Genomic DNA, 1064 nt, shown 5'->3' with positions numbered 1-1064 from the left:
ATTGCGCACCTCGCCCCACAGCCAGGTGCGCAGGCGCTCGCGGCTGGCCGCGTCGGGGCCTTGCACGCGCCTGTCCACCTGGCGCTTGAGCCAGGCCTGCACGCTGGCCAGGCCGAACAGCGGGCGCAGCGGATCGAGCAGGCGCATGCCGATGGCCAGCGCCTTGGGCGCCGGCAGGTAGACCTCGATATTGCCGATGCCGGTGGAGTGGTAGGCGGTGGCGACGTCGCCCCAGGGAATGGTCACCGCGTCCTTGGCGCCGCGGCCGAAGTCGATGGTACGGCGCCGATAGCCCAGCGGCACGTCGGTGACGATCCCCGCGCGGCGCACCTTGCCGCCCAGATGCAGGCCTTCCACGGTGGTCTTGGCGGTGCCCGGCGACAGCCCGCTGGCGGTGTCGAAGCCCAGCGCCAGGTGCGTCGCATCGGGCAGCGCCTGGTGCAGGCAGGCGGCCAGGCAGTCGCTGGGAATCACGTCGAAGCCGACGCCCGGACAGACCACGATGCCGCGCTCCCGGAATTGCGCGTCGCGGGCGAACGCCGCCTCGAACACCGAGATTTCGCCGGTGATGTCGACATAATGGCTGGCGCTGGCCAGGCAGGCGTCGAGCATCGGCGCGCTGGTGGCGGAGAAGGGCCCGGCGCAGTGGGCCACCACCGCGACGTCGGCCAGGGCCTCGCGTGCCCGTTGCGGCTGCTGGATGTCGAAGATGCGGCAGTCGAGCCCCAGCAGGCTGCCGAGGGCGTGCACCGCCGCCGGGTTGCGGCCGGCGAGAATGGGCCGCAGGCCCTGGCGCTGCGCCTCGGCGGCGAGCAGGTGACCGGTGTAGCCGTTGGCGCCGTAGATCATCCAGTGTTGCTTGGCCATGGGAGCGTCCTGTTGCGTCGATGGGGTGTCGTGCAGGGTAGTCGTTATACCCGCGTCGCGGCGGCGCAGCGCCCATCCATCGGCCTGCGCGGTCGCTGTTCTGGCCGCCGCCGACAGCGCGCAGGCGGCGTGGCGCTGCTAGAGTGCGGCAAACGGCAGCACCACGGGGGAGTGGCGATGAAGATTCTGGTCACCGG

General features: G+C 71.7%; 1 protein-coding gene. It reads right to left on the bottom strand.

Annotated features, from left to right (window positions below):
- Positions 1–867: trans-acting enoyl reductase family protein (locus N878_RS21935; protein ID WP_021445668.1), on the bottom strand; the 867-nt coding region annotated here is incomplete at its 3' end.
- Between the last annotated feature and the right edge of the window lie 197 nt (positions 868–1064).

Origin of the sequence: Pseudomonas sp. EGD-AK9, from assembly GCF_000465935.2 — a bacterium.
Taxonomy (GTDB): domain Bacteria; phylum Pseudomonadota; class Gammaproteobacteria; order Pseudomonadales; family Pseudomonadaceae; genus Aquipseudomonas.
The sequence above is the reverse complement of the archived record's forward strand: the minus strand, read 5'-3'. Positions and strand labels throughout refer to the sequence as shown.